The 23,732-nt window shown below is 71.8% G+C and carries 17 protein-coding genes and 1 pseudogene; 9 read left to right on the forward strand and 9 right to left on the reverse strand.

Going from position 1 to position 23,732, the window contains the following annotated elements; all coding sequences use genetic code 11:
- Nucleotides 1–24 precede the first annotated feature (24 nt).
- The 5 genes from U5640_RS37930 to U5640_RS37950 form a co-directional block, all read right to left on the reverse strand.
- Nucleotides 25–1,110 carry an ABC transporter ATP-binding protein gene (locus U5640_RS37930; RefSeq protein ID WP_340383546.1) on the reverse strand — a complete coding sequence of 362 codons (1,086 nt, stop codon included), beginning with the start codon at nucleotides 1,108–1,110 and terminating at the stop codon, nucleotides 25–27.
- Complete coding sequence (locus tag U5640_RS37935; RefSeq protein ID WP_340385575.1) at nucleotides 1,107–1,916, reverse strand: ABC transporter permease; 810 nt, start codon at nucleotides 1,914–1,916, stop codon at nucleotides 1,107–1,109. The genes U5640_RS37930 and U5640_RS37935 overlap by 4 nt, the downstream gene beginning before the upstream one ends.
- Before the next feature lie 44 nt (nucleotides 1,917–1,960).
- Complete coding sequence (modA, locus tag U5640_RS37940) at nucleotides 1,961–2,791, reverse strand: molybdate ABC transporter substrate-binding protein (RefSeq protein WP_340383548.1); 831 nt, start codon at nucleotides 2,789–2,791, stop codon at nucleotides 1,961–1,963.
- 160 nt (nucleotides 2,792–2,951) lie between these two features.
- A complete protein-coding gene (locus tag U5640_RS37945; protein WP_340383549.1) occupies nucleotides 2,952–3,347 on the reverse strand; it encodes a helix-turn-helix transcriptional regulator in 396 nt (131 codons plus the stop codon).
- A 1,408-nt stretch (nucleotides 3,348–4,755) separates the two neighbouring features.
- Entirely contained in the window at nucleotides 4,756–6,708 is a 1,953-nt protein-coding gene (locus U5640_RS37950) for an amino acid transporter (RefSeq protein ID WP_340383551.1), read from the reverse strand.
- 326 nt (nucleotides 6,709–7,034) lie between these two features.
- On the opposite strand from U5640_RS37950, the gene U5640_RS37955 reads away from it, so the two are divergent.
- The 4 genes from U5640_RS37955 to U5640_RS37970 are packed head-to-tail and all read left to right on the forward strand — an operon-like array spanning nucleotide 7,035 to nucleotide 11,252.
- The gene (locus U5640_RS37955; RefSeq protein WP_340383553.1) at nucleotides 7,035–8,327 is read left to right on the forward strand and encodes an extracellular solute-binding protein; all 1,293 of its coding nucleotides are present in this window, start codon (nucleotides 7,035–7,037) and stop codon (nucleotides 8,325–8,327) included.
- Nucleotides 8,328–8,331: 4 nt separating this feature from the next.
- Nucleotides 8,332–9,327 (forward strand): sugar ABC transporter permease, encoded by a 996-nt coding sequence (locus tag U5640_RS37960; RefSeq protein WP_340383555.1) that lies wholly within the window; start codon nucleotides 8,332–8,334, stop codon nucleotides 9,325–9,327.
- Nucleotides 9,324–10,154: a carbohydrate ABC transporter permease gene (locus U5640_RS37965; protein ID WP_340383557.1), complete on the forward strand. Its 831-nt coding sequence runs from the start codon at nucleotides 9,324–9,326 to the stop codon at nucleotides 10,152–10,154. Before U5640_RS37960 ends, U5640_RS37965 begins: the two co-directional genes overlap by 4 nt.
- Before the next feature lie 42 nt (nucleotides 10,155–10,196).
- On the forward strand, nucleotides 10,197–11,252 hold the full coding sequence (locus U5640_RS37970) for an endo-1,4-beta-xylanase (RefSeq protein WP_340383559.1): 1,056 nt from the start codon (nucleotides 10,197–10,199) through the stop codon (nucleotides 11,250–11,252).
- A 368-nt stretch (nucleotides 11,253–11,620) separates the two neighbouring features.
- On the opposite strand, the gene U5640_RS37975 is transcribed toward U5640_RS37970, so the two are convergent.
- The 3 genes from U5640_RS37975 to U5640_RS37985 form a co-directional block, all read right to left on the reverse strand.
- Nucleotides 11,621–12,670: a LacI family DNA-binding transcriptional regulator gene (locus U5640_RS37975; protein ID WP_340383561.1), complete on the reverse strand. Its 1,050-nt coding sequence runs from the start codon at nucleotides 12,668–12,670 to the stop codon at nucleotides 11,621–11,623.
- A 201-nt stretch (nucleotides 12,671–12,871) separates the two neighbouring features.
- Complete coding sequence (locus tag U5640_RS37980) at nucleotides 12,872–13,060, reverse strand: DUF5999 family protein (protein ID WP_340383564.1); 189 nt, start codon at nucleotides 13,058–13,060, stop codon at nucleotides 12,872–12,874.
- A 394-nt stretch (nucleotides 13,061–13,454) separates the two neighbouring features.
- Entirely contained in the window at nucleotides 13,455–14,048 is a 594-nt protein-coding gene (locus U5640_RS37985) for a hypothetical protein (RefSeq protein ID WP_340383566.1), read from the reverse strand.
- Between the two features lie 580 nt (nucleotides 14,049–14,628).
- Between U5640_RS37985 and U5640_RS37990 the strand changes: the two genes are divergently transcribed.
- Both U5640_RS37990 and U5640_RS37995 read left to right on the forward strand, forming a co-directional pair.
- Nucleotides 14,629–16,146, forward strand: a complete 1,518-nt coding sequence (locus U5640_RS37990; protein ID WP_340383568.1) for a glutamate--cysteine ligase — start codon at nucleotides 14,629–14,631, stop codon at nucleotides 16,144–16,146.
- Between the two features lie 178 nt (nucleotides 16,147–16,324).
- Nucleotides 16,325–17,104, forward strand: coding sequence for a CPBP family intramembrane glutamic endopeptidase (locus tag U5640_RS37995; RefSeq protein ID WP_340383570.1), 780 nt, complete (start codon nucleotides 16,325–16,327; stop codon nucleotides 17,102–17,104).
- Nucleotides 17,105–17,113: 9 nt separating this feature from the next.
- Here the strand turns inward: U5640_RS37995 and U5640_RS38000 are convergent.
- Nucleotides 17,114–17,925 (reverse strand): annotated as a pseudogene (locus tag U5640_RS38000) (PhzF family phenazine biosynthesis protein).
- Nucleotides 17,926–18,149: 224 nt separating this feature from the next.
- Between U5640_RS38000 and U5640_RS38005 the strand changes: the two are divergent.
- From U5640_RS38005 to U5640_RS38015, 3 genes are all read left to right on the forward strand, one after another.
- Nucleotides 18,150–21,104, forward strand: coding sequence for a LuxR C-terminal-related transcriptional regulator (locus U5640_RS38005; RefSeq protein WP_340383572.1), 2,955 nt, complete (start codon nucleotides 18,150–18,152; stop codon nucleotides 21,102–21,104).
- Between the two features lie 284 nt (nucleotides 21,105–21,388).
- Nucleotides 21,389–23,191: a phage tail sheath subtilisin-like domain-containing protein gene (locus U5640_RS38010; protein WP_340383574.1), complete on the forward strand. Its 1,803-nt coding sequence runs from the start codon at nucleotides 21,389–21,391 to the stop codon at nucleotides 23,189–23,191.
- A 10-nt stretch (nucleotides 23,192–23,201) separates the two neighbouring features.
- Complete coding sequence (locus U5640_RS38015; RefSeq protein WP_340383576.1) at nucleotides 23,202–23,723, forward strand: phage tail protein; 522 nt, start codon at nucleotides 23,202–23,204, stop codon at nucleotides 23,721–23,723.
- The last annotated feature ends 9 nt before the right edge of the window (nucleotides 23,724–23,732 follow it).

The raw sequence follows: 23,732 nt of genomic DNA on the forward strand, positions 1-23,732 counted from the left end.
ACCCACGGTAGGGCCGCGAGCCGTTCATGCCGGGTATGCGTGGGTCTGTGCCGCCTTGACTGTCGCCCAGACCGCCGTGCCCGGATGCAGGTCCAGCTCCGCGGCGGCGACGGTCGTCAGGTCGGCGGCGAGCGGCAGTTCGCCGGTGAGGGCGGCCCGGATCTGGTCGCCGTGGGTCTCCAGGCCCGCGACCTCGCACCGCCAGAGGTTGCGGGCGCTGGAGCCGGTGGGGCGGTCGCGGTGGAGGGTGACCGCGCTCGGCGGGAACGCGACGAACACCGGCCCGGAGAGGATCTCCGTCATGGTGACGGCCGGACCGGTGTCCAGGCGCACCGTGTGGCCGTCGGCCCGGCCCCGGTAGAGGTTCAGGCCGACCAGCTGGGCGACGTAGTCGGTGCGCGGACGGCGGGCGATGTCGGCCGGGCCGCCCTCCTGGACGACGCGGCCCTCCTCGACGACGACCAGGCGGTCGGCGAGGACCATGGCGTCCAGCGGGTCGTGCGTGACGAGGACGGCGACCGCCTCGAAATCGGCCAGATGACGGCGGAGCTGGGCCCGTACCTCCAGCCGGGTACGGGCGTCCAGGGCGGCGAGGGGCTCGTCCAGGAGCAGCAGGCGGGGGCGGACGGCTAGGGCGCGGGCCAGGGCGACGCGCTGGGCCTGGCCGCCGGAGAGCCGGCGGGGTTTGGCACCGGCGTGCGCCGCCAGCCCCATGCGGTCGAGCCACGCGGCGGCCACGGCCCGGGCCTCGGTTCTGCCCGCGCCGTGGCAGCGCGGCCCGAACGCGACATTGTCCAGGGCGCTGAGGTGCGGGAACAGCAGATAGTCCTGGAAGACCACGCCGACCGGGCGGGCCTCGGGCGGGGTGCGCTCCAGAGCCGTGCCGTCCAGGCGGAGGTGCCCGCCGGTGAGCGGGACGAGACCGGCGAGGGCGCGCAGTGCGGTGGTCTTGCCCGCACCGTTGGGGCCGAGCAGGGCCACGACGTCGCCGGGGGCGGCGGTCAGGGCGACGTCGAGACGGAAGGAGCCGCGGTCGACGACGAGCCGGGCGTCGAGGCCCTCGCCGGGGCGGAGCGGCGGGACGGCGGTGTCCTTGCCGAGCGTGGTCATGACGCGGTCATCCAGCGCTCGCGCAGCCCGGCGAGGACGGCGATCGACACGGCGAGGAGCACCAGACTGAGGGCGATGGCCGCCTCCGGGTCGCTCTGCAGGGCGAGGTAGACGGCGAGCGGCATGGTCTGGGTACGCCCCGGGAAGTTGCCCGCGAAGGTGATGGTCGCTCCGAACTCGCCGAGGGCGCGGGCCCAGGCGAGCACGGCGCCGGCCGCGATGCCCGGCGCGATCAGGGGGAGCGTGACCCGGCGGAAGGCGGTGAAGCGGGAGGCGCCGAGGGTGGTGGCGGCCTCCTCGTAGCGCGGGTCGGCCGCGCGGAGCGTGCCCTCGACGCTGATGACGAGGAACGGCATCGCCACGAACGTCTCGGCGACGACCACGCCGGCCGTGGTGAAGGGCAGGGTGACGCCGAACCAGGAGTCCAGCCACTGACCGATCACGCCGTTGCGGCCGAGGGCCAGCAGCAGCGCCACACCGCCCACCACCGGGGGCAGGACCAGCGGCAGGGTCACCAGCGCGCGGACCAGGCCCCGGCCGGGGAAGTCGGTGCGGGCCAGCAGCCAGGCGAGGGGCACGCCGATCACCAGGCTCACCGCGGTCGCCGCGGTGGCGCAGACCAGCGACAGCCGCAGGGCCTGCCAGACCTCGGCGCTGGTGAGCTGCTCGGGCAGGGTGTGCCAGGGCGCCCGGACGAGGAGAGCGACCAGTGGCAGGAGCAGGAAGGCCAGGCCGAGCAGGGCGGGCAGGAGCAGGGCGAGCGGGACGCCCGTGCGGACGCGGGCGCGCCGCGGGCCGCCCTCCAGGGCGTTCGCGACGGCCTGCTTCCCGGGCGGGGTCACGGGCGGGGTCACGGCTGCAGGAACCCGGCCTCGGTGAGGACCTTCTGCCCGTCGGTGGAGCGGACCAGCGCGATGAAGGCCTTCGCGGCCTGGGCGTTGGGGGCGTCCTTCAGCAGGGTGATCGGGTAGTCGTTGACGGCGTCGGCGGACTCGGGGAACTCCACACCCTCCACCTTGTCACCCGCGGCGTGCACATCGGTCTTGTAGACGACGGCCGCGTCCGCCTCCTTCAGCTCGACCTTCGTCAGGGCGGCCTTGACGTCCTGCTCGTAGGAGACGGGGGTGAGCTTGAGGCTGCTGGCCGCCAGCGCCTTCTGCGCGGCGGCGCCGCAGGGCACCTCCTTGTCGCACAGCACGACCTTCAGCCCCGACTTGGTGAGGTCCTTGAGGGAGGAGACCTTGTCGGGGTTGCCCGGCAGGGTGGCGATCTCCAGCTGGTTGCGCACGAAGGTGACCGGCTCGGTGGCGTTGTCCTTGGCATCGGTCACGATCGCCATGGTCTTGGGGCTGGCGGAGGCGAACACATCGGCCGGGGCGCCGCCCGTGATGCTCGCGGCCAGGGTGTCGCTGCCGCCGAAGTTGAAGGTGACCTTCGTGCCCGGGTGCGTCTTCTCGAACTCCTGGCCGAGCGCGGTGAAGCTCTCCTTGAGTGAGGCGGCCGCGAAGACCGTGACCGTGCCGGAGAGCTTGGCGGCGGAGGAGGCGGAGGTCGAGGCGTCGGACTTGGCCGAGGTGTCGCCGGAGTCGCCGGAGGAACAGGCGCTCAGGGCCAGTAGCGCGGCGACTCCCACGCCGGTCATCTGCGCGGCGCGGCGGGTACGGCGCTCGGTACGGGTCATCACGGTGTACTCCTCGGTCTCAACGGTCCCTCGAACGGCCCGACATCATGATGATGCCGCATATGCAAGGCATTCGTCGTCTGAGGATTCGCATAATCCGGGGTGAGCGGGGTGATGGGTACGCAGGTGCGTTCGTGCGGAGGTGTCGGCCCGCCGGGGTTCAGACGCGGTCGATGTGCACGTTCGTGGACTTCACGCGGGCGGTGGCCTCCATGCCGACCTCCAGGCCCAGCTCCTCGACGGCCTCCCGGGTCAGCAGGGAGACCAGCCGGTGCGGGCCGGCCTGGATCTCCACCTGGGCGGCGACGTCGCCGAGCTTGATCGCGGTGACGATGCCGGGGAAGGCGTTGCGCACCGAGGTGTACGGGGTGTCCTCGTCGGCGTTGTCCGTGCGGGCGAGGGAGACCGAGAAGGCGGCGAGGTCCTTGCCGTCGATGAGGCGCCGTCCGCCCTCGTCCCGGTGGGTCGCCACCCGGCCGGCGTCCGCCCAGCGGCGCGCGGTGTCGGGGCTCACGCCGAGCAGCCGTGCCGCCTGTCCGATTGTGTAGCTCTGCATGCGGGTCACGATAGGGCCGCGGTGCTCGGAGAGTCGGCGGAGGGGGCGTACGTCAGCCCGGCGGGGCCGGGGAGGTCGGCGGTCACGGTGCGGGAGGTCGGTCGGCGTAGACCGGGGGGTCGGCCGACGGGGGTCCGGGAGATCGGCCGGTCGGGCCCGAGGGGTTGGCTGGCGGGGGCTGAGCGGGTTGACCGGTCGGGTCTGGGAGGTTGGCCGGCGGGGTGCGGGATGGCTGGCGGGGTCTGGGTGGTCGGCTGTTGGGTGCGGGAGGTCCGGCGGGGTCCGGGAGATCGGCCGGACGGGTCCGAGAGATCGGCTGGCGGGTCCGGGAGATCGGTCGGCCGAGCCCGAGATGTCGGCCGGTGGGGGCTGAGGGTGGTCGGCCGACGGGGTGGGAGGTTGGCCGGTCGGGCCTGGGGGTCGGCCGGGTTTGGGTGCGGTGCGGGGGTCGGTCGGCGGGGTCTGGGAGGCGGGCTGTTGGGTGCAGGAGGTTGGCTGGAGGCGTCTGGGAGGACGGCCGGTCGGGCCCAGAGATCGGCTGGCCGGGTCCCGGAGACCGGCCGCAGTCGGGCCCGGGGGCGGCCGGTGGAGGTCGGTGGGGGCTGAGGGTGGTCGGCCTGCGGAGTCCGGGAGGTCGGCCGGTGCGGTGCGGGAGATCGGCCGGTCGCGTCCGGGAGTCTGGTGGTCGGCTGGTTGGGTCCGGGAAATCAGCCGGTGGGGTCCGGGGGGTCTGCTGGCGGGGATCGGGAGGCCGGCCGGGAGGGATCGGGAAGTCGGCTCGTGGGGTCCGGAAAGTCGGCCGGTGGGGTCCGGGGGGTCTGTTGGCGGGGATCGGGAGGCCGGCCGGGAGGGATCGGGAAGTCGGCTCGTGGGGTCCGGAAAGTCGGCCGGTGGGGTCCGGGGGGTCTGTTGGCGGGGATCGGGAGGCCGGCCGGGAGGGATCGGGAAGTCGGCTCGTGGGGTCCGGAAAGTCGGCCGGTGGGGTCCGGGGGGTCTGTTGGCGGGGATCGGGAGGCCGGCCGGGAGGGATCGGGAAGTCGGCTCGTGGGGTCCGGAAAGTCGGCCGGTGGGGTCCGGGGGGTCTGTTGGCGGGGATCGGGAGGCCGGCCGGGAGGGATCGGGAAGTCGGCTCGTGGGGTCCGGAAAGTCGGCCGGTGGGGTCCGGGGGGTCTGCTGGCGGGGATCGGGGGGTCTGCTGGCGGGGATCGGGAGGACGGCCGGGAGGGATCGGGAAGTCGGCTCGTCGGGTCCGGAAAGTCGGCCGGTGGGGTCCGGGGGGTCTGCTGGCGGGGATCGGGAGGCCGGCCGGGAGGAATCGGCAGGTCAGTCGGCCGGACCGGGCGGTCGGCCGGCAGGAATCGGGAGGCCAGCCGGGCGGACCGGGCGGGCAGCCCGACGGGTCAAGCGGTCAGCCCGTGTGGACCCGTGGGCGGCGGGAGCGGTCCGGCTCGGCCTCGCGCAGGACCTCGCGGGTGACCGGGGCGACCTCGCCCTGGCCGAACAGGAAGAAGCGCAGGAAGTTCGCGAAGGGGTTGCCCTCGGTCCACTCGAAGTAGATGTGCGGGAGGCAACCGGTCGTGTCGCGGGTGTGGAGGAGGAGGGCGGCGAGGGCGTTCGGGATGGAGGAGGACTCCAGGGTCAGCACCCGGTAGCGGTTGTGCAGCACCTCGCCGCGGACCGTCAGGCCCGCCTCGAACTCGGAGGGGTCGAGGACCGTCACCTCGACGAAGACGAAGTCCTCGCCGGGGAGGTCGTTGTCCTCGCGGATCTGCTCGATCTTGTCGCGGTACTCGGCCTTGTCGCGCTGGTCGGGCTCGTTGGCGATGAACCGCAGCTTCCGGCTGGCCATGTCCCGGATGAAACGTTCCGCCATCGGGTCGAGCGTCACGCTCGTCACCCGCAGCTCGAAGGCCCGGGCCAGCCGGGAGAGGAGGGAGACGAGGATGATGCCGGCGATGAAGCAGGCGCCGATCTTCACACCGTCCGGGCGCTCGATCACGTTGACGACGGTGGTGTAGAGGAACACCGCGGAGATGACCGCGAAGCCGATGGCCCACCCGCGCTGTGCGGCCTTGTGGGCGGCGATGGTCACGGCGATGGCGGCGGAGCTGATCAGCACCAGGACACCGGTGGCGTAGGCGCCGCCCTGGGCGTCGACGTCGGCGTCGAAGATCCAGGTGACCAGGAAGGCGACCAGGGTGAAGACGATGACCATCGGGCGGACCGCGCGCGCCCAGTGCGGTGCCATGCCGTAGCGCGGCAGGTAGCGGGGCATCAGGTTGAGCAGCCCGGCCATCGCGGAGGCGCCGGCGAACCAGAGGATCGCGATGGTCGAGATGTCGTAGACCGTGCCGAAGGCGCTGCCCAGGTACTCGTGGGCCAGGAAGGCGAGGGCGCGGCCGTTGGCCTGGCCGCCGGGCTCGAACTCCTTCTCCGGGATCAGCAGCGTGGTGATGAAGCTCGTCGCGATCAGGAAGACGCTCATGATCAGGGCGGCGGTGGTGAGCAGCTTCTTGGTGTCGCGGATCCGGCCGGTGGGCGTCTCCTCCGTGTCGCCGGCGTCGCCCTTGACGTGAGGCATGACGGCAACACCGGTCTCGAAGCCGGACAGCCCGAGCGCGAGCTTGGGGAAGACGATCAGGGCCACGCCGACCATGGCGAGGACGTTGCCGTGCTCGGCCGTCAGGGCGTCGGCCCAGTCGGTGACGACATGGCCCGCGGTGGCCACGTGCCAGAAGCCGACGATCACGACCACGACGTTCAGCGCGAGATAGACGCCGACCAGGGCCACCGCGACCCCGATGGCCTCCAGGAAGCCCTTGAGGAACACCGCGCCGAGCAGGGCGACCAGCGCCAGGGTGATGATCATCTGCTTGTCGTGCAGGGCGCTGTTCAGATGGGGGTTCTCCACCAGGTGGGTGGAGGCGTCGGCGGCCGACAGGGTGATGGTGATCAGGAAGTCGGTGGCGGCGAAGCCCAGGAGGGTCAGCACGAACAGCTTGCCCTGCCAGAAGGACAGCAGCCGCTCCAGCATCGCGATCGAGCCCTCGCCGTGGGGGCTCTCGTCGGCCACGCGCCGGTACACCGGCAGTGCGCCGGCGAGGGTGACGATCACCAGCACGATGGTCGCGATGGGTGACAGCAGACCGGCCGCGAGCGCCGCGATGCCGGGCTGGTACCCCAGGGTCGAGAAGTAGTCGACGCCCGTCAGGCACATCACCCGGTACCAGGGCTGGCCCTTGTGCTGCTGCTCGGCCTCGGCCTGCTGGCCCTGCTGCACATGGCCCTTGCCCATGTCGGAGAGGCCCTCCAGCATCCAGGCGCGCAGGCGACCGGGGGGAGGGTGCTCGGTGGTGGCCATACGTGTGCTCCTGGGTGCGGGTCCGCCGTGGGGTTTCGGCCATCACGCGGACGGCGGATTCAGCGTAAGCGGAGAGTGACGCGCAGGCCCGCGGATGATGGGCCGGGGGGCGTCAAACTTCCGTTAAGACCTCTCCTTAAGGTTCGGTGACCGGACCGAATGTTTCGGAGCCCTTCCGGCCGTCGACGGTCCTCGGTGCGGGCGCAGATGCCAGGATTCCCTGTGTTCAGGGGGTTGCCTCCTGTCGGAGGGTGTCTCTAGGGTGCGGCAGCAGCGAAGCTTTCTGGATCTGGTTCGAAACTTTCGATCTACCCAAGGAGCGCATGATGGGCGACCCGGCACTGTCCCGCCGCGGCTTCCTGGCGGCCTCCGCCGCAGCCGGTGTGAGCATGACGGCACTGAGCGGCTGCGGCGGCGACTCGGACGGAGGGTCGTCGGGGACGACCACGATCGAATGGTGGAACATCTCCACCACCCAGCCCACCAAGGACGTCTGGGCCGCGCTCGCCAAGCGGTTCGAGGCCCAGAACCCCAAGGTGAAGGTCAAGATCGTCCAGATGGAGAACGACCCCTACAAGTCGAAGATGACCGCGCTGACCGCGTCCGGGAAGCTTCCCGACATCTTCCACACCTGGGGCGGCGGTGTCCTGCGACAGCAGATCGACGCCGGGCTCGTCGAGGACCTGACCGACCGGAGCAAGGGGTGGGGCGACGGGCTGCTCTCCGTCGCCCGCCAGCCGTACCTCTTCGACGACAAGGTGTACGGCATCCCGTTCGACATCGGCATGATCGGCTTCTGGTACAACAAGGCGCTCTTCAAGAAGGCCGGCGTCGCCGCTCCCCCCACCACCTGGAGCGGCTTCCTCGACGCCGTCAAGAAGCTGAAGGCCGCGGGAATCACCCCGCTCGCGCTGGCCGGCAAGGAGAAGTGGCCGGGCATGTACTACTGGGCCTACCTCGCCATGCGCACCGCCGGCATCGACGCCCTGCGCAAGGCGAACGACGCCAAGGACTTCACCGGCGACGGGTTCGTCCAGGCGGGGCAGCACCTCCAGGACCTCGTCGACCTCCAGCCGTTCCAGAAGGGCTTCCTCGGCGCCGCCTACAGCACCCCCACCGGTCAGGCCGCCACCATGGGCAACGGCAAGGCGGCCATGGAGCTGATGGGCCAGTGGGCGCCGGTCGTCGAGGCCGACGCGGGCAAGGGGATCGGCGCCGACCTCGGCTTCTTCCCGTTCCCCGCCGTCGAGAGCGGCCAGGGCGCGATCACCGAGGTCTTCGGCGGCGGCGGCGGACACGCCCTGCGCAAGGGGGCCCCGCAGGCGGCCGTCGACTTCCTGAAGTTCTTCGCCTCGGCCACCACCGACACCGAGCTGGTCAAGAAGACCGGTGTGCTGCCCGTCGTACCGGCCGCCGAGAGCGCCCTCACCGACCCCAACCTGTCCGCCGTACAAGCCCAGCTGAAGGCCGCCACCGGCTTCCAGCTCTATCTCGACCAGGCGTACGCGCCCGCCGTCGGCCAGGAGGTCAACGACAGCGTCGCCGCGCTCATCGCCGGATCCAAGTCCGCCCAGCAGGTCACCGAGTCGATCACCAAGGTCGCCAAGGAAGAGCAGTAGCCGGATGGCCTCGACCTACCTCCCGGACAAGCGCAGCACCCCGGACACCGGCCGGCCGCCGCCCCTGCCCGCGGCCGCCGGCCGGACCCGGCGCCGGGTGCTGCACTGGCTCACCGCCGTCGGCTTCCAGGTGCCCGCCCTGGTGCTGTTCGGCACGCTGGTGCTGCTGCCGATGCTGTTCGCCCTGTACGCCGCGTTCTTCCGGTGGGGCGGCTTCGGCATGCCCGACGACTTCATCGGCGGCGACAACTTCACCCGCCTCTTCCAGGACCCGGTGTTCATCGGCGACCTGTGGCGCTGCCTCGTCCTGGTCGGGCTCTCGCTGCTGCTCCAGCTGCCGTTCGCGCTCGCCCTCGCCGTCGCCCTCAACCAGAGGATCCGCGGGCGGGCCGTCTACCGCATGCTGTTCTTCGCGCCGTACATCCTCTCCGAGGCGATCACCGGTGTGCTGTTCAGCATGATCTTCGCCCCCGGCGACGGACTGGCCGACCATCTGCTGGGCGCGGTCGGCCTGGACGGGCTCGGCGGGCAGTGGTTCGCCGACCCCTCCACCGTGATGGCCACCCTGTTCCTGGTCATGACCTGGAAGTACTTCGGCTTCCACATGATGCTCTACCTGGCCGGACTCCAGTCCATCCCGGCCGAGTTGACGGAGGCCGCGCTGATCGACGGGGCCGGGCCCTGGCAGCGGTTCCGCAGCGTCACCCTGCCGCTGCTCGCGCCCACGCTCCGCATCAGCGTGTTCCTGTCGGTGATCGGCGCCATCCAGCTCTTCGACCTCGTGTGGATCGTCACGGCCGGCGGCCCCGACCACCACTCCGAGACGATGGCCGTGACCATGTTCCAGTACGGCTTCAAGCGCTACCAGGTCGGCTACGCCAGCGCGATCAGCGTCGTCATCTTCGGCATCAGCCTCGTCTTCGCCCTCGTCTACCAGCGGTTCGTGCTCCGCCGCGATCTGGAGGGCGCCACCACGACCATGCGAGGAGGCGGCGCATGAGCGTCCGCAGAAGGGGCCGCACCCTTCCCCTGCACGCCGCGCTGGTCGTCGTCGGCGCCGTGATGGCCGTACCGCTGCTGTACGCCGTGCTGTCCGGCTTCAAGTCGACCGACCAGCTCTCCCGCAACCCCTTCGGGCTGCCCGACCCGTGGGTCACCTCCAACTACACCGACATCCTCGGCTCGGGCTCCTTCTGGCAGCTGCTCGGCTCCAGCACGGTGATCGCGGCCGGGACGACGGTGGTGGTGGTCGCGGTGTCCGCGCTCGCCGCGTTCTCCTTCGCGCGGTTCGCCTTCCGCGGCCGCGAGCTCCTGTTCACGCTGTTCACGATGGGGCTGATGTTCCCGTTCGCGGTCGCGGTCCTGCCGCTGTTCCTGCTGCTGCGCTCGATGGGCCTGCTGGACAACCCGCTCGGGGTGATCCTGCCGCAGGCCGCCTACGGGGTGCCGATGACGATCGTCATCCTGCGCGGCTTCTTCCGGGAGATACCGGCCGAACTGGAGGAGGCGGCGACCCTCGACGGCTGCGGACCGCTCGGCTTCTTCTGGCGGATCCTGCTGCCGATGGCCCGGCCCGCGCTCGGCACGGTCTCCGTGCTCGCCGTCGTCGCCAGCTGGAACAACTTCCTGCTGCCCCTGCTGGTCTTCAACGAGCCGTCCTGGTGGACGCTCCCGGTCGGCGTGCAGCAGTTCCAGGGCCAGTACTCCTCCGAGTACGCCCGGATCTTCGCCTATCTCGTCCTCGCCATGGTTCCCGCCCTGGCCTTCTACTCCGTCGCCGAGCGCCAGCTCGTCGGCGGTCTCGCCGCCGGCGCCACGAAGGGATGACCCGCGCCTGCCCACGCCCCACCGACCGTGAGGAGTCGCACCATGTCCAGCACCGTCCGCACCCGGCTGAGACTCGCCGGAGCGCTCGCCGCCGTCCTGGTGGCCGCCGGGATCGCCGGCGGGCCCGCCGCCCAGGCCCATGACAAACCCCGGCCCACCCTCGCGGACCTGGCCCAGCGCCACGGCCGCTACTTCGGCAGCGCCACCGACAACCCCGAACTCACCGACACCGCCTACACCCGTATCCTCGGCAGCGAGTTCGACATGATCACCCCCGGCAACGGCATGAAGTGGTACGCCACCGAGCCGCAGCAGGGCGTCTTCGACTGGACCAAGGGCGACGAGATCGTGAACCTCGCGCGGGCGAACCACCAGAAGGTGCGCGCCCACACCCTCGTCTGGCACAGCCAGCTGCCCGACTGGCTCACGAGCCGGGAGTGGACGGCCGACGAGCTGCGCGCCGTACTGAAGAACCACATCCAGACCGAGGTGCGCCACTACCGGGGCAAGGTCTACGCCTGGGACGTCGTCAACGAGGCGTTCAACGAGGACGGCACCTACCGCGAGACCGTCTTCTACAAGACCCTCGGCCCCGGTTACATCGCCGACGCCCTGCGCTGGGCCCACCAGGCCGACCCCAGGGCCAAGCTGTACCTCAACGACTACAACATCGAGGCCGTCGGCCCGAAGAGCGACGCCTACTACCGGCTGGCCAAGGAGCTGAAGGCCCAGGGCGTCCCGCTGCACGGCATCGGCCTGCAGGCCCATCTCGCGCTCCAGTACGGCTATCCGACCACCCTGGAGGACAACCTCCGCCGCTTCGCCCGCCTCCGCCTCGACACCGCGCTCACCGAGGTCGACGTGCGCATGCTGCTGCCCGCGACCGAGGAGAAGCTCGCCCAGCAGGCCCAGTGGTACCGCGACATGACCGAGACCTGCCTCGCGGTGCGCCGGTGCGTCGGCATCACGATCTGGGACTACACCGACAAGTACTCCTGGATCCCGGCCTTCTTCCCCGGCGAGGGAGCCGCCCTGCCCTGGGACGAGCAACTCGCGCCGAAGCCGGCGTACACCGCGATCCGGCAGGCGCTCCGCTAGTGCCGTGACCGGAAAGGTTCACCGGCTCGCGACGCCCGGCGCGGCACCTCGCCGCGTTGTCGCATCACCCGAGTACATCCGGTACGCGGGCGACGCTCCGCCTTGCGATGCACCGCACCGGACGCCGCGAGCTTCCCGGCAAACCTTCCCGGTCACGGCACCGGGGGGTGTTGCGAAAGTCCCGCACAGCACACGCGGCGCCCGGCACGCTCCCCGGAGGGGGCACCCCCACTCGCCGCACCGGCCGAAACCCCAAGTACGTCCAGTACGAGGGCTTTCGTCCGGCACTCCCCCAGCCTTCGGCCGGGGGGACCCCCAGAGCACGCACCGGACACCGCGGGCACCGCACGGGACTTTCGAAACACCCCCTAGGTCCGGTCGGAGTTCTTCGGCGGGGCCGTGCTGGAGCGGATCACCAGTTCCGTGCCCAGTTCCACCCGCGGTGAGTCGGGGTGCTCGCCGCGGGCCAGGCGCAGGACCGTGCGGGCGGCCAGCTTGCCCATGTCGGCGAGGGGTTGGCGGACGGTGGTCAGCGGGGGTGCCGACCAGCGGACCTCGGGGAGATCGTCGAAACCGACCACGCTCATGTCCTCGGGGACGCGCAGTCCGCGCCGGCGCAGCGCCTCGATCGCGCCGAGGGCCATCTGGTCGCTCGCCGCGAAGAGCGCGGTCGGCGGTTCGGGGAGGTCGAGCAGGGCCGTGCAGCCGGTGAAGCCCGACTCGGGGTGGAAGTCGCCGGGGACGACGAGGCTCTCGTCGACGGTGACGCCGGCGCCCTCCAGGGCGGCCCGGTAGCCGTCGTGGCGGGCGCGGGAGCACAGCAGTCGGGGAGGCCCCGCGATCAGGCCGATACGGCGGTGGCCCAGGGCCAGCAGATGCTGGGTGGCGGCGAGGCCGCCGGACCAGTTGGCGGCGCCGATCGTCGGGGTGTCGAGGGCGGGGGAGCCCATCGGGTCGACGATCACCAGCGGGACGTTCAGGATGCGCAACTGCTCGTGCAGCGTGGGTTCCAGGGCCGAGGTGACCATGATGACGCCGTCGGAGGCACGGGCGCGCAGATTGCGCATCCACTCGCGGGCGTCCCCGGAGCGGCCGTGGATCGCCGAGACGACGGTGCCCACCCCGGCCGCGTGGGCGACCTCCTCGACCCCCCGGATGATCTCCACCGCCCATGGGCTGTCGAGGTCGTTGAAGACCAGGTCGAGCAGGGCCGCGCGGGACGCGGAGGGGGCGGCGGGACGTTTGCGGTAGCCGTGCTCGCGCAGCAGTTCCTCGACGCGCGCGCGGGTGCGGGGGGAGACGTCGGAGCGGCCGTTGACCACCCGGGAGACGGTCGGCACCGAGACGCCGGCCCGGCGGGCGATCTCCGTGATCGTGACCTTGCCGCGGCCCGCGGATGATGTGCCGTCCGCCGTCATTCCCCCACCTCCGTCGCCTCGTTCCGGGCGCCGTGCCGAAACTTCCAGGAGTCTTCCGGAAAACGTGTGCGTACGAAAGGGAGGGCGGGGACTACGAGGAGTGAGCGCGCCCGGACACGCGTCGGGGCCGGTTCGCAACGGCCCGCTGCGGTCCGGCCCCTCGAAGTCCCCGGACGGCGGTCCCGCGCCGTCCGGTGCTGCTCAGGCTGCGGTCGTGACCCGGTGCGGGGCGATGACCCGGCCGTCCGGCAGGAGCTCACCGGTGTCCTCGAAGAGGAGGACGCCGTTGCACAGCAGGCTCCAGCCCTGTTCCGGGTGGTGCGCCACGAGCCGGGCGGACTCCCGGTCGGCGGAGGTTGCTGTCGGGCACGGCGGCTGGTGCTGGCACATGGATGGGTTCTTCCGCTCTGGCGTGATGTGTGTGGTGTGTGTGGTCGTGTCTGTCCCGCGGCGTGAAGCGTCGTGTACGTCGTTCATGGCCGCCCCCCGTTGTGATAAGTCGGTCGGAACCCAGTGTTGCCCCACGGACGTCGTTCCGCAGGGATTTCGCGGCACCGCCTCTCACAGGTTCATGACGCATCACCCGCGCGGGCGGTTCATCTCAACTGCACTGTCACTTCGGGTGGTTTCCAGTGGCCGGATAGGGCTAGTCCGGACGGGGACGCCGGGACGAACACCGCGGACGGCACCGTACCCCGGCGCCGGGGTACGGCGACGGGGTACGGCGTACGGGCGGTGCCGGGGTCCGGCGTAGGGGTGACTGCGGTCCGTGGGCGGTACCGCGTCAGGCGGGCGAGCCCAGCAGGGGCGGCGGGGCGGACGGGGGCACCCGAAGGGTCAGCACCGGGAGCAACTCGGCGACGCGGTGGGCGCGATGGGCGGCGATGCCGGGCGGCGCCGGCGCCAGCGGCACCAGCAGATCGGTCGCCGCGGGGTGTCCGGTGGTGCCGTCGGAGTCGGTGTCGCCGTGGAGCCAGAGGGTGAGCATGTAGAGCCCGGGCACCGACAGCAGCCGTGCCTGGTACGGCTGGGTCGCCGACTCGGCCTGCCGCAGGGCGCGTTCGGTGGAGGCGATGTAGGGGCCCTCGAAGAAATGGGAGAACGCCCAGCCGTCCGGGGTGAGCCGGGTCTCGGCCGCTGCCACGGCCCGGTCGCCGCAACGGATCAGGAAGCGCCAGCCGGCCAGTCGCGTCGCGGACACGCCCTCGGGGGTGATCCGGTCCAGGACGTGCAGCGGCAGCGGGAGTTCGGGGGTGGCCTCGTCCTGGGCGGAGCGCAGGGACGGAGTGCGGGCTTCACGGACCGCGGTGGGGGAACCGAGGGCCGTCAGGACGGAGCGGAGGGCGGGCGCGGGAGCCGGAGGGACGTGCAGCGGCATGATGGGTCGCCTCTCATTCACAGGCGGTGGCGCGAGGGCGGGGGCGGACGGCGCTGTCAGCTAGCTCTCGTGAAGGTCGGAGAGGCAGGGGCCGGGGTCTTCGGACAGCCGGGGTGCGCGAGCGGCCCGCCGCCACCTGGACGACAGGCTCCTCCGACCGCGGGGCCCACCTTCTCCGCCTTGTGCGAGGAGTTTATACGACACGTGTTCAGACTGTGTTTCGTCTAGCCGATCCCGGGACACCCGGCAAGTGTCCATTCGGTCGGCGATACGTGTGAATCATCCCGATTCAGAGCGGTGGGCGCCGCGATGACCTCGGGTTATGCGCACGCAATGGTCGGCCCATTCTCGTCGGACTTTTTCACGAGTTCCCGAGTTCGAGTTCCGGGCGATAGTGAAAGAGTGGTTTGCCGCTTGCCCCGTGAATGTGCCTCCGGTCAGTCCGGCGCTTCCGGTCAGCGTAGCGGCTGCCGGGAACCGGCGGGGACGTTATCGATCGGTCCGGCTGGGCATCATCCCACCTGACCCGGGAGACCGGCGGCCGGACCACCGGCCCGCCCATGCGAGGAGGGACGCTTCGATGGGGGAGAAGGTCGCGGCGGGCGCGTTCGACCTGGCCGATCGGCAGCAGTACCGCGCCAAGCTCCGAAGGTGCCTGACGGGGCTGGAGCGGCTTCTGGCCCAGCAGCGCTTCGACCGGCCGAAGAACCTCATGGGGCTCGAGATCGAGCTGAATCTCGCGGGCGCCGACGGCCTGCCGAAAATGCTGAACGGTGAAGTACTCGAGCGGATCGCGAGCCGGGACTTCCAAACAGAACTCGCCATGTTCAACCTGGAAGTCAACATAGCTCCACACCGATTGGGCGGGCGGGTATTCGACCGGCTCGCCGAGGAACTCCGTACGTCACTGGCATATGCCCATCGAAAGGCGGGGGAGGTCGACGCGGGTATCGTGATGATCGGTATTCTGCCGACTCTCGACCGTGACGACCTGGTCACCACCAATCTTTCCGACGTCGACCGCTACACCCTGCTCAACGACCAGATCGTGGCCGCCCGGGGCGAGGACTTCGCCCTCGACATCGACGGCGTGGAGCACCTGTCGTGCACCTCGAAGTCGATCGTCCCCGAGGCTGCCTGCACCTCCGTACAACTGCACCTGCAGGTCACCCCGGCCCGCTTCGCCGACGTGTGGAACGCGGCGCAGGCCGTCACCGCCGCGCAGATCGCCGTGGGCGCCAACGCACCCTTCCTGTTCGGCCGCGAGCTGTGGCGCGAGTCCCGGCCCCCGCTGTTCACCCAGGCCACCGACACCCGGCCGCCCGAGCTCCAGGCACAGGGCGTACGGCCGCGCACCTGGTTCGGGGAGCGGTGGATCAGCTCGGCCTACGAGCTGTTCGAGGAGAACCTGCGCTACTTCCCCGCGCTGCTGCCCCTGTGCGACGACGAGGACCCGCTGGAGGTGCTGGAGGCGGGCGGAATCCCCTCGCTGGCCGAACTGGTCCTGCACAACGGGACCGTCTACCGCTGGAACCGGCCCGTGTACGGCATCGCCGACGGCGTCCCCCACCTCAGGGTGGAGAACCGGGTGCTGCCCGCCGGACCCACCGTGACCGACGTGATCGCCAACGCGGCCTTCTACTACGGCGTCGTCCGCGCCCTCGCCGAGGACACGCGGCCGGTGTGGTCCCGGCTGCCGTTCGAGGCGGCCGAGGCCAACTTCGACGCCGCCTGCCGGTACGGCATCGACGCCCGCTTGCAGTGGCCGCGGCGCGGGCGGCTCGGGGGCGTGGGCGAGGTCGACGCGGTCAGTCTCGTACGGGAGGAACTGCTGCCGCTCGCGGAGGCCGGGCTCGATGCCTGGGGGGTGGAGCCGGCCGACCGGGACCACTACCTCGGGGTCATCGAGGAACGGTGCCGGCGGCGGACGAACGGGGCGACCTGGCAGGTGGCGACGTTCCGGCGGGCCGTGGACGCGGGGCTGTCGCGGGACGCGGCCCTGGCGGCGATGACGCGGCGCTACGCCGAGCTGATGCACCTGGGGGAGCCGGTGCACACATGGCCCGTGGGGTTGCCGGAGGCGGTGGGAGTGCGGTGAGTCCCCAGGGGGCCAGGGGCGCGCTCCGGGGTGCGGGGCGGTGGCGGCCGGTCGCGCGGTTCCCCTCGCCCCGTTAGGTCGGCATGGGCCTCCCCGGCCGTCGGGGGAGGGGCGGTTCCCGTTGCTTCCGTGTCATCGGGCAAGCTGTGGTGTCCCTTGAACGGAAGCGGGTGTGCGGGTGGGTGAGGTGTACGACGAGCGGCCGTCTCGGCGGATCTTCCGGGACGAGACACTGCTCGTGCTGGGGCTGTCGCTCGGTGCCAGCGGAGTGTCCGCGCTGATCAGTTTCCTCGGCTCGGTCACCAAGCCGGGCGGGCTGAAGGACCAGGCGGCGACGCTCAACGCCTCGGCCGCACCGGGCCGGCCCTGGCTGGACCTCGCCTGGCAGCTCTTCGGGATCGCCTCGGCGCTGGTCCCGGTGGCGCTCGTCGCGCACCTGCTGGTGCGCGAGGGCCAGAGCGGACTGCGGACGCTCGGCTTCGACCGCAGCCGGCCCTGGTGGGACCTCGGGCGCGGGGCCGGGGTCGCGGCCGTCATCGGCAGCACCGGCATCGCCTTCTACCTGCTGGCCCGCGGGCTCGGCTTCAACCTCACCGTCGTCCCCGAGGCTCTCCCGGACGTCTGGTGGAAGTTTCCCGTGCTGATCATGTCGGCGCTCCAGAACGCGATCCTCGAAGAGGTCATCGTGGTCGGCTATCTGCTGCGCCGCCTCGGACAGCTCGGCTGGACGCCCGGCACGGCGCTGGTGGCCAGCGCCGTGCTGCGCGGGTCCTACCACCTCTACCAGGGCATCGGTGGGTTCATCGGCAACATGGTGATGGGCGTGGTGTTCGTCCTGCTGTACCGGCGCTGGGGGCGGGTGGGGCCCCTGGTGGCGGCCCATGCGCTGCTCGACATCGGCGCTTTCGTGGGGTACGCGCTGCTGGCCGGGAAGGTGTCCTGGCTGCCCACGGCCTGAGCCGCCGGCTCACCAGGCCAGCAGCTCGCCCTCGACGACCGTCACCGCGCGGCCGTTCAGCAGGGTCCGCCCGCCGCGCAGTTCGGTGCGGACCCGGCCGGAGCGCGGGGAGGCCTGGAGACCGGTGAGCGCGGTGCGGCCGAGCCGTTCGCTCCAGTACGGGGCCAGCGCCGTGTGGGCGCTGCCGGTGACCGGGTCCTCGTCGATGCCGACGTTCGGGAAGAAGCAGCGGGAGACGAAGTCGTGGCCGAGGGCCGGGTTCTCGGCCCGGGCCGTGGCGATGATGCCGCGCCTTGAGTGGGCGCCGAGCGCCCTGTGGTCCGGCCGCAGGGCGTGCACGGTCTTCTCGTCGGCCAGCTCGACCAGCAGGTCGCCCAGGTGGGGGCCGGTGTCCAGGGCGGTGAGCGGTTCGGCGCCGAGGGCCTCGGCGACCCCGTCCGGCAGGGCGACCTCGGTGAGCGGAGCCGTCGGGAAGTCCAGGGTCACCGATCCGTCCTCGGCCGGCGTCGCGACGAGGACGCCGCTGCGGGTGGCGAACCGCACCGGGCCGGTGTGGGCACCCGTGTCGAACAGGACGTGGGCGGTGGCCAGGGTGGCGTGGCCGCACTGGTCGACCTCGACGGCGGGGGTGAACCAGCGCAGCGCCCAGTCCGCCTCGCCGCCGGGCGGGAGGGGTGCGCGAAGGCCGTCTCGGCGTGGTTGACCTCCAGGGCCACGTTCTGGAGCCGGTCGTCGCCCGGGAAGGCGTCGAGGAGCAGGACCCCGGCCGGGTTTCCGGCGAAGGGACGGTCGGTGAAGGCGTCGACGATTCGAATCCGCATGGCCGTGACGGTAGGGGCTCGGCCGACCCGTCGGCCAAGGCCAATCCATGACGCCTGGACCGGTTCCCCGGGCCCGTCCGCAGCCACGGCCGTCGGGCCCGGTGCCGCCGGACGCCCGACGGTGCGCGGCTGACCTGCGCTTTCCTCCCGCTGCGGGGGAGCGCGGTCCCTGCGATGCTGGAGGAGGCGAGCGCTACCCACGATCGACACCGGGCGGTGAGCGCATGGCAGGGTTCGAGGAAGACGGCGCGGAGCCGAAGGCCCCGGGGGCCGGTTCTCGCGGCGAGGCGGCCTCGGGAACCGACCCGCTGGACGAGCCGGTGCCGGGGGCCGGGTCGCCGGGCGCGGCCGTGCCGGGAACCGGTCTCGCGGAAGCTGCGCAGCGAGCCGTGCCCGCAGCCGATCCTTCGGGGAGGGCGGCTCCGGCGGCCGATCTGCACGGGGCGGCTCCGGCGGCCGATCCGCACGGGACGGCTCCGGCGGCCGATCCGCAGGGTGATCCGTATCTGCGGACGCGGTTCGCGATCCCCGCGCGGCCGGCGACGTTCCTGCGCCGTGAACGGCTGCTCGCCCATCTCGACCAGGCCCTGACCACCCCGCTCACCATGGTGAACGGCTCCGCCGGCGCGGGGAAGACCCTGCTCGTCGCCGACTGGGCCGCCGAGCGGGAGCCGTCCGTCGCCTGGTTCACCACCGAGGCCGCCGACCAGGGACCCGGCATGTTCTGGGCGTACCTGCTCCAGGCGCTGCGGGCCGCCGGGGTACCGCCGCCCTCCGGGGTGGGCAGCCCGGCGGACGCGAGCCGGGTCACCCACACCCTGCTGGCCCGGCTCGCCGCCGACCTCAGCGCCCGCGAGCGGCCCGTCACCCTGGTCCTCGACGAGTACGACCAGGTACGCGACCCCGACATCGCACAGCAGCTGGAGTTCGTCCTGCACCACGCGGGCGGCGGACTGCGCCTGATCCTCGTCACGCGCACGGAACCCCTCCTGCCGCTGCACCGCTACCGCGCCGCCGGACAGCTCACCGAGATCCGCGGCGCCGAGCTGGCCTTCACCCCGCAGGAGACGGCCGAACTCCTCGCGCTGCACGGGCTGAGCCTGCCCCTGCCCGCGGCGGGCGCGCTCGTGGAACGGACCCGGGGCTGGGCCGCCGGCCTGCGCCTGTGCGCCCTCGCCGCCCAGGAGACCCCGGACCCGCAGACGTATCTCAAGGAGTTCGAGGCCGACCGCAGCACCGTCGCCGACTTCCTGCTGGCGGAGGTGCTCAAACAGCAGAGCCCGGAGGTCCAGGATCTGCTGCTGCGGGTCAGTATCCTCGAACGGCTCTGTCCCGAGCTCGCCAACGCCCTGACCGAGCGGGCCGACTCCGAGCCGATCCTGGCCGGGCTGCACCGGGAGAACGCCTTCGTCGAGGACCTCGGACACGCCTGGTACCGCCTCCACCCCCTGTTCGGGGAGATCCTGCGGGCCCATCTGCGGGTGCGCGCGCCCGGCCTGGAACAGGAGCTCCATCTGCGGGCCGCCCACTGGTTCGGGCGGTCCGGGCTGCTCACGGAGACCCTCGGGCACGGGGCGGCCGCGGGCGACTGGGAGTTCACCGCGAGCGCCCTCGTCGACGACCTCGCGATCGGCCAGCTCTTCACCGGCCTGCGCTCCGACGACTTCGTCGAACTGTTCTCCCGCATGGGCCCCGAGGCGGGCAGCCCCGCGACCGAACTCGTCCGGGCGGCCCGGGACCTGTCGCGCTGCGATCTGGAACACGGGCTGGCTCATCTCCGCGCGGCACAGCGGGGGTTGGCGGAGAGGGAGGCGGCGGACCCCTCGCCGGCGGAAGCCGCGCGTACGGCCACGGACGCCGACGCCTTGGAGGCGGGCGGCGCGCCGGGTGCGGCCGCCCCCGACGAGGCCGCCGCCCGGCTCAGCTGTGCCCTGCTGGAGGCCTCGGCCGCCCGTCTCACCGGCTCGCCCGCGCGGGCGGAGGCGGCCGCGGCGGACGCCGAGAAGGTCCGCGCGCAGGTGCCCCCCCATCTGCTGGACAAACATCCCGAACTCACCGCGCTGCTGCTGACCCACCTGGGCTCGACCCGGCTGTGGGCCGGGCGGTTCGAGGAGGCGAGGGCCGCCCTCACCCCGGCCGCCGAGTGCCCCGGCGGCGCATCGACGGCGCTGCTGCGCGAGGACGCCCTCGGCCGGCTGGCCCTCATCGACTGCCTGGACGGCCATGTCGGCCGCGCCGAGCGCCAGGCCCGCGCGGCGATGGCCGAGACGGAACGGTTCGGACTGCCCCGGTCCGCCGGCTCCGGCATCGGGCTGCTCGTCCTGGCCGCGGTGGCCGTCGACCGCAACGAACTGGGCGAGGCACAGGCCCTGCTCGACGCGGCGGCCGAGTCGCACCCCGCGCTGCGGGACCCGGTGAGGGAGGCCGGCCGGGTCCTCGCCACCGCCCGGCTGCAGCTGGCCCGCGGCGACACCCGGGGCGCTCTCGACGCGGTGGAGCCGACCGTCACCGCCGAGGTCGTCTCGCCCTGGGCGGCGGGGCAGTCGGCGCTGGTCGCCTCCGCCGCGCATCTCGCGGAGGGACGGCCCGAGGCCGCCGTAAGCGTGCTGCGCGCGGTGCCGCGGGACCAGGTGGCCTGCGCGGTGGAGGAAGCGCGGGCCCGGCTGGCCGCGGGGGAGCCGGGCGAGGCGGTCGAGCTGCTCGACCGGACGCGCCCCGAGGAGCACTGCGGGCCCGCGGTGACCGTCCGGGCCACGCTGGTGCGGGCCCGCGCCGCCGAACGGACCGGCGATCCCGCCGCCGCGCGCCGGCTGCTCGCCCGGGCCCTGCGCGAGGCGCGCCGCGACCGGCTGCGTCGGCCGTTCCTGGAGACCGGCCCGTGGCTGCGGCCCCACCTGAGAACCGGCCCCCTCCGGGAACTGGCCGGCGGCTGGCTCACCCCCGGCGCGCCCCCGCCGCCCGCCGAGGAGGCGCCCCCGGTGGTCGTGGAGGAGCTGAGCGGACGCGAGCGCGATGTGCTGCGACGGCTGGCGATGATGATGTCCACCGAGGAGATCGGCGCCGATCTGTACGTCTCGGTGAACACGGTGAAGACCCACCTCAAGAGCGCCTACCGCAAGCTCGGGGTGAACCGCCGCCATGACGCGGTACGCCGGGCTCGCGAACTCGGACTGCTGTGACGGCTCGCCGGGCAGCGCGTCCCGGGAAAGATCGCCGTCGAATAAAAGTCGGCTTGTCGGGTAGTCGCGTAAATGACCTTGGTTAATCATGGGAATTACCATGAGTGGTTGACCCTGACGCTGTGTGCATGCTCTTATGGTGTCGGTCGATATGCGTCGGCCCAAATCTCTCGGGGGAGGGGTACGGGGGCAGGGGAAACCTCTTTCTGATCGTCGCTTCCATTCGCTTATTCGCGTGCGATTTTTTCATTGCTTCGAGCAGTCTCAAGGGGAATGGGGAGGGTATGGCGACGTCTGTCTCGTATCCCGGGGTGTACATCGAGGAGTTGTCGAGCGGGGTCCGCACGATCACCGCGGTGACCACCTCGGTGACGGCGTTCGTGGGAGCGACCCGGCGGGGACCGATCGACGAGGCGGTGACGATCACCAGCTTCGCCGACTTCGAGCGGCGGTACGGCGGCCTGGACACCAAGAGCCTGCTGGGCTACGCGGTGCAGCAGTTCTTCCTGGCGGGCGGCTCGGTCGCCGTCGTCGTCCGGGTCGCGAAGGGCGCCGCGCCCGCGTCCAGGGCCATCGCGGCCGGCGGCGAGCCGAAGGCCCTGACCGTGACCTCGCGCGACGCCAGCGAGTGGGGCAACGGGCTGCGGGTCGCGATCGACCCGGGCACGACCGACGACACCTTCGGGCTGCGCGTGCTGGACGCCTCCGGCGCGATGCTGGAGCGCTATCGCAACCTGTCGATGAACGCCGACGCGCCGCGCTTCGTCGAGGCGGTCGTCAACGAGTCGTCGTACATCGACACCAAGGCGACCGGTGACGCGGTGCCCGACTTCTCCGGCACGGTCTCGGGGCCGCTCGACCGGCTGCCGGACCTCGCGGGCAAGAATTTCACCGCGGCCGTCCCGGACGTCCCGCCCGTCGAGATCACGCTCTACACCGCCGCCGACACCCCGCCCGCGTCGCCCGCCGCGCTCGGCCTGCTGCTGGAGCGAAAACTGCGGGCGGCGTCGCCCGACAAGGCCTTCACCAGGGCGGACGTCGACGTGACCGGCACCCGGCTGCAGGTGCTGGCCGGCACGGCGGGCACCACGATGACGCTCACCGGCGAGGTGGCCAACGCGCTCGGTCTGACCACGGCCCACGCCACCGCGTACGCGCTGGAGGGCGGCGACGACGGAGAGCCGCCGACCGACGCCGAGTTCCGCGGCAGCGAGGCCGACGGGACCGGCATGCAGGCACTGCGCCAGGAGCCGGACGTCAACCTGCTCTGCCTCCCCGACCTGGCCGGGCCTGACTACGCGGGGGACGCGATCGGCGTGATCGCCACCGCCGTGGAGCTCTGCGAGGACAAGCGGATGCTGCTGATCGTCGACAGCCCGCCTGAGTGGACCGGCGTCGAGCAGGCCCGGGCCGGCCTCCCGGCGTACGACGCGGTCCGCAGCGACCACGCGGCGCTGTACTTCCCGCACATCACGATGACCGACCCGCTGACCGGACGGCTGCGCGCGTTCCCCCCGTCGGGAGCGGTCGCCGGGCTCATGGCCAGGACCGACGCCGAGCGCGGTGTGTGGAAGGCGCCGGCCGGCACCGATGTGCGGCTCACCGGGGTGCGTTCGACGAGCGTCAGGATGTCCGACGCCGAGAACGGCCTGCTCAACCCGCTCGGCGTGAACTGCCTGCGGAGCTTCCCGATCGTCGGTCCGGTCGTCTGGGGCGCGCGCACCCTCCTCGGCGCGGACGCGCTCGCGTCGGAATGGAAGTACGTCCCCGTCCGACGGCTGGCGTTCATGATCGAGGAGAGCCTGTACCGCGGCCTGAAATGGGTGGTGTTCGAGCCGAACGACGAGCCGCTGTGGGGCCAGATCCGGCTCAACGTCGGCGCCTTCCTGCACACCCTGTTCACCCAGGGTGCGTTCCAGGGCACCGCATCGCGCGAGGCCTACTTCGTGAAGTGCGACAAGGACACCACGACCCAGGACGACATCAACCGCGGCATCGTCAATGTGATCGTCGGTTTCGCACCGCTGAAACCGGCCGAGTTCGTCGTGGTGAAGATCGAGCAGATGGCCGGCCGGATCGAGGTGTGAGGAATTCGAAATGGCAGAGTTCACTGTCAACGCGCAGCGGTTCGACCCTTACAAGAACTTCAAGTTCCTGGTGCTCTGGGACGGAAAGACCGTCGCCGGGTGCAGCAAGATCAGCCCGTTGAAAAGGACCACCGAGGTGATCAAGCACCGTAATGGCGGCGATCCCAGTTCACCGAGGAAATCCGCCGGCCGGACCGAGTTCGAGGCGATCACGATCGAGCGCGGTGTCACACACGACCCGGAGTTCGACCGCTGGGCGAACAAGGTCTGGATGGTCGGCCAGGGCCTCGGCAGCGAGTCCTCGCTGAAGGACTTCCGCAAGGACATCGTGATCCAGGTCCTCAACGAGGCCGGACAGGTGGCGCTCGCCTACAAGGTCTACCGGGCGTTCCCCTCGGAGTACCAGGTGCTCGGCGAGCTGGACGCGAACGCCAACGCTGTCGCCATCCAGCACCTCAAACTCGAGTGCGAGGGCTGGGAGCGGGACCTGGAGGTCACCGAGCCGTCCGAGCCGTCGTACCGGATTCCGTAGGGGCGTGCG

This window comes from Streptomyces sp. SS7 (assembly GCF_037993025.1).
Taxonomy (GTDB): domain Bacteria; phylum Actinomycetota; class Actinomycetes; order Streptomycetales; family Streptomycetaceae; genus Streptomyces.

Bases quoted from the DNA above. Each gene is read 5' to 3' on its own strand.
- U5640_RS37930 (WP_340383546.1), bottom strand. From the start codon at position 1,110: ATGACCACGCTCGGCAAGGACACCGCCGTCCCGCCGCTCCGCCCCGGC.
- modA (WP_340383548.1), bottom strand. From the start codon at position 2,791: ATGACCCGTACCGAGCGCCGTACCCGCCGCGCCGCGCAGATGACCGGC.
- U5640_RS37945 (WP_340383549.1), bottom strand. From the start codon at position 3,347: ATGCAGAGCTACACAATCGGACAGGCGGCACGGCTGCTCGGCGTGAGC.
- U5640_RS37950 (WP_340383551.1), bottom strand. From the start codon at position 6,708: ATGGCCACCACCGAGCACCCTCCCCCCGGTCGCCTGCGCGCCTGGATG.
- U5640_RS37955 (WP_340383553.1), top strand. From the start codon at position 7,035: ATGGGCGACCCGGCACTGTCCCGCCGCGGCTTCCTGGCGGCCTCCGCC.
- U5640_RS37960 (WP_340383555.1), top strand. From the start codon at position 8,332: ATGGCCTCGACCTACCTCCCGGACAAGCGCAGCACCCCGGACACCGGC.
- U5640_RS37965 (WP_340383557.1), top strand. From the start codon at position 9,324: ATGAGCGTCCGCAGAAGGGGCCGCACCCTTCCCCTGCACGCCGCGCTG.
- U5640_RS37970 (WP_340383559.1), top strand. From the start codon at position 10,197: ATGTCCAGCACCGTCCGCACCCGGCTGAGACTCGCCGGAGCGCTCGCC.
- U5640_RS37975 (WP_340383561.1), bottom strand. From the start codon at position 12,670: ATGACGGCGGACGGCACATCATCCGCGGGCCGCGGCAAGGTCACGATC.
- U5640_RS37980 (WP_340383564.1), bottom strand. From the start codon at position 13,060: ATGTGCCAGCACCAGCCGCCGTGCCCGACAGCAACCTCCGCCGACCGG.
- U5640_RS37985 (WP_340383566.1), bottom strand. From the start codon at position 14,048: ATGCCGCTGCACGTCCCTCCGGCTCCCGCGCCCGCCCTCCGCTCCGTC.
- U5640_RS37990 (WP_340383568.1), top strand. From the start codon at position 14,629: ATGGGGGAGAAGGTCGCGGCGGGCGCGTTCGACCTGGCCGATCGGCAG.
- U5640_RS38005 (WP_340383572.1), top strand. From the start codon at position 18,150: ATGGCAGGGTTCGAGGAAGACGGCGCGGAGCCGAAGGCCCCGGGGGCC.
- U5640_RS38010 (WP_340383574.1), top strand. From the start codon at position 21,389: ATGGCGACGTCTGTCTCGTATCCCGGGGTGTACATCGAGGAGTTGTCG.
- U5640_RS38015 (WP_340383576.1), top strand. From the start codon at position 23,202: ATGGCAGAGTTCACTGTCAACGCGCAGCGGTTCGACCCTTACAAGAAC.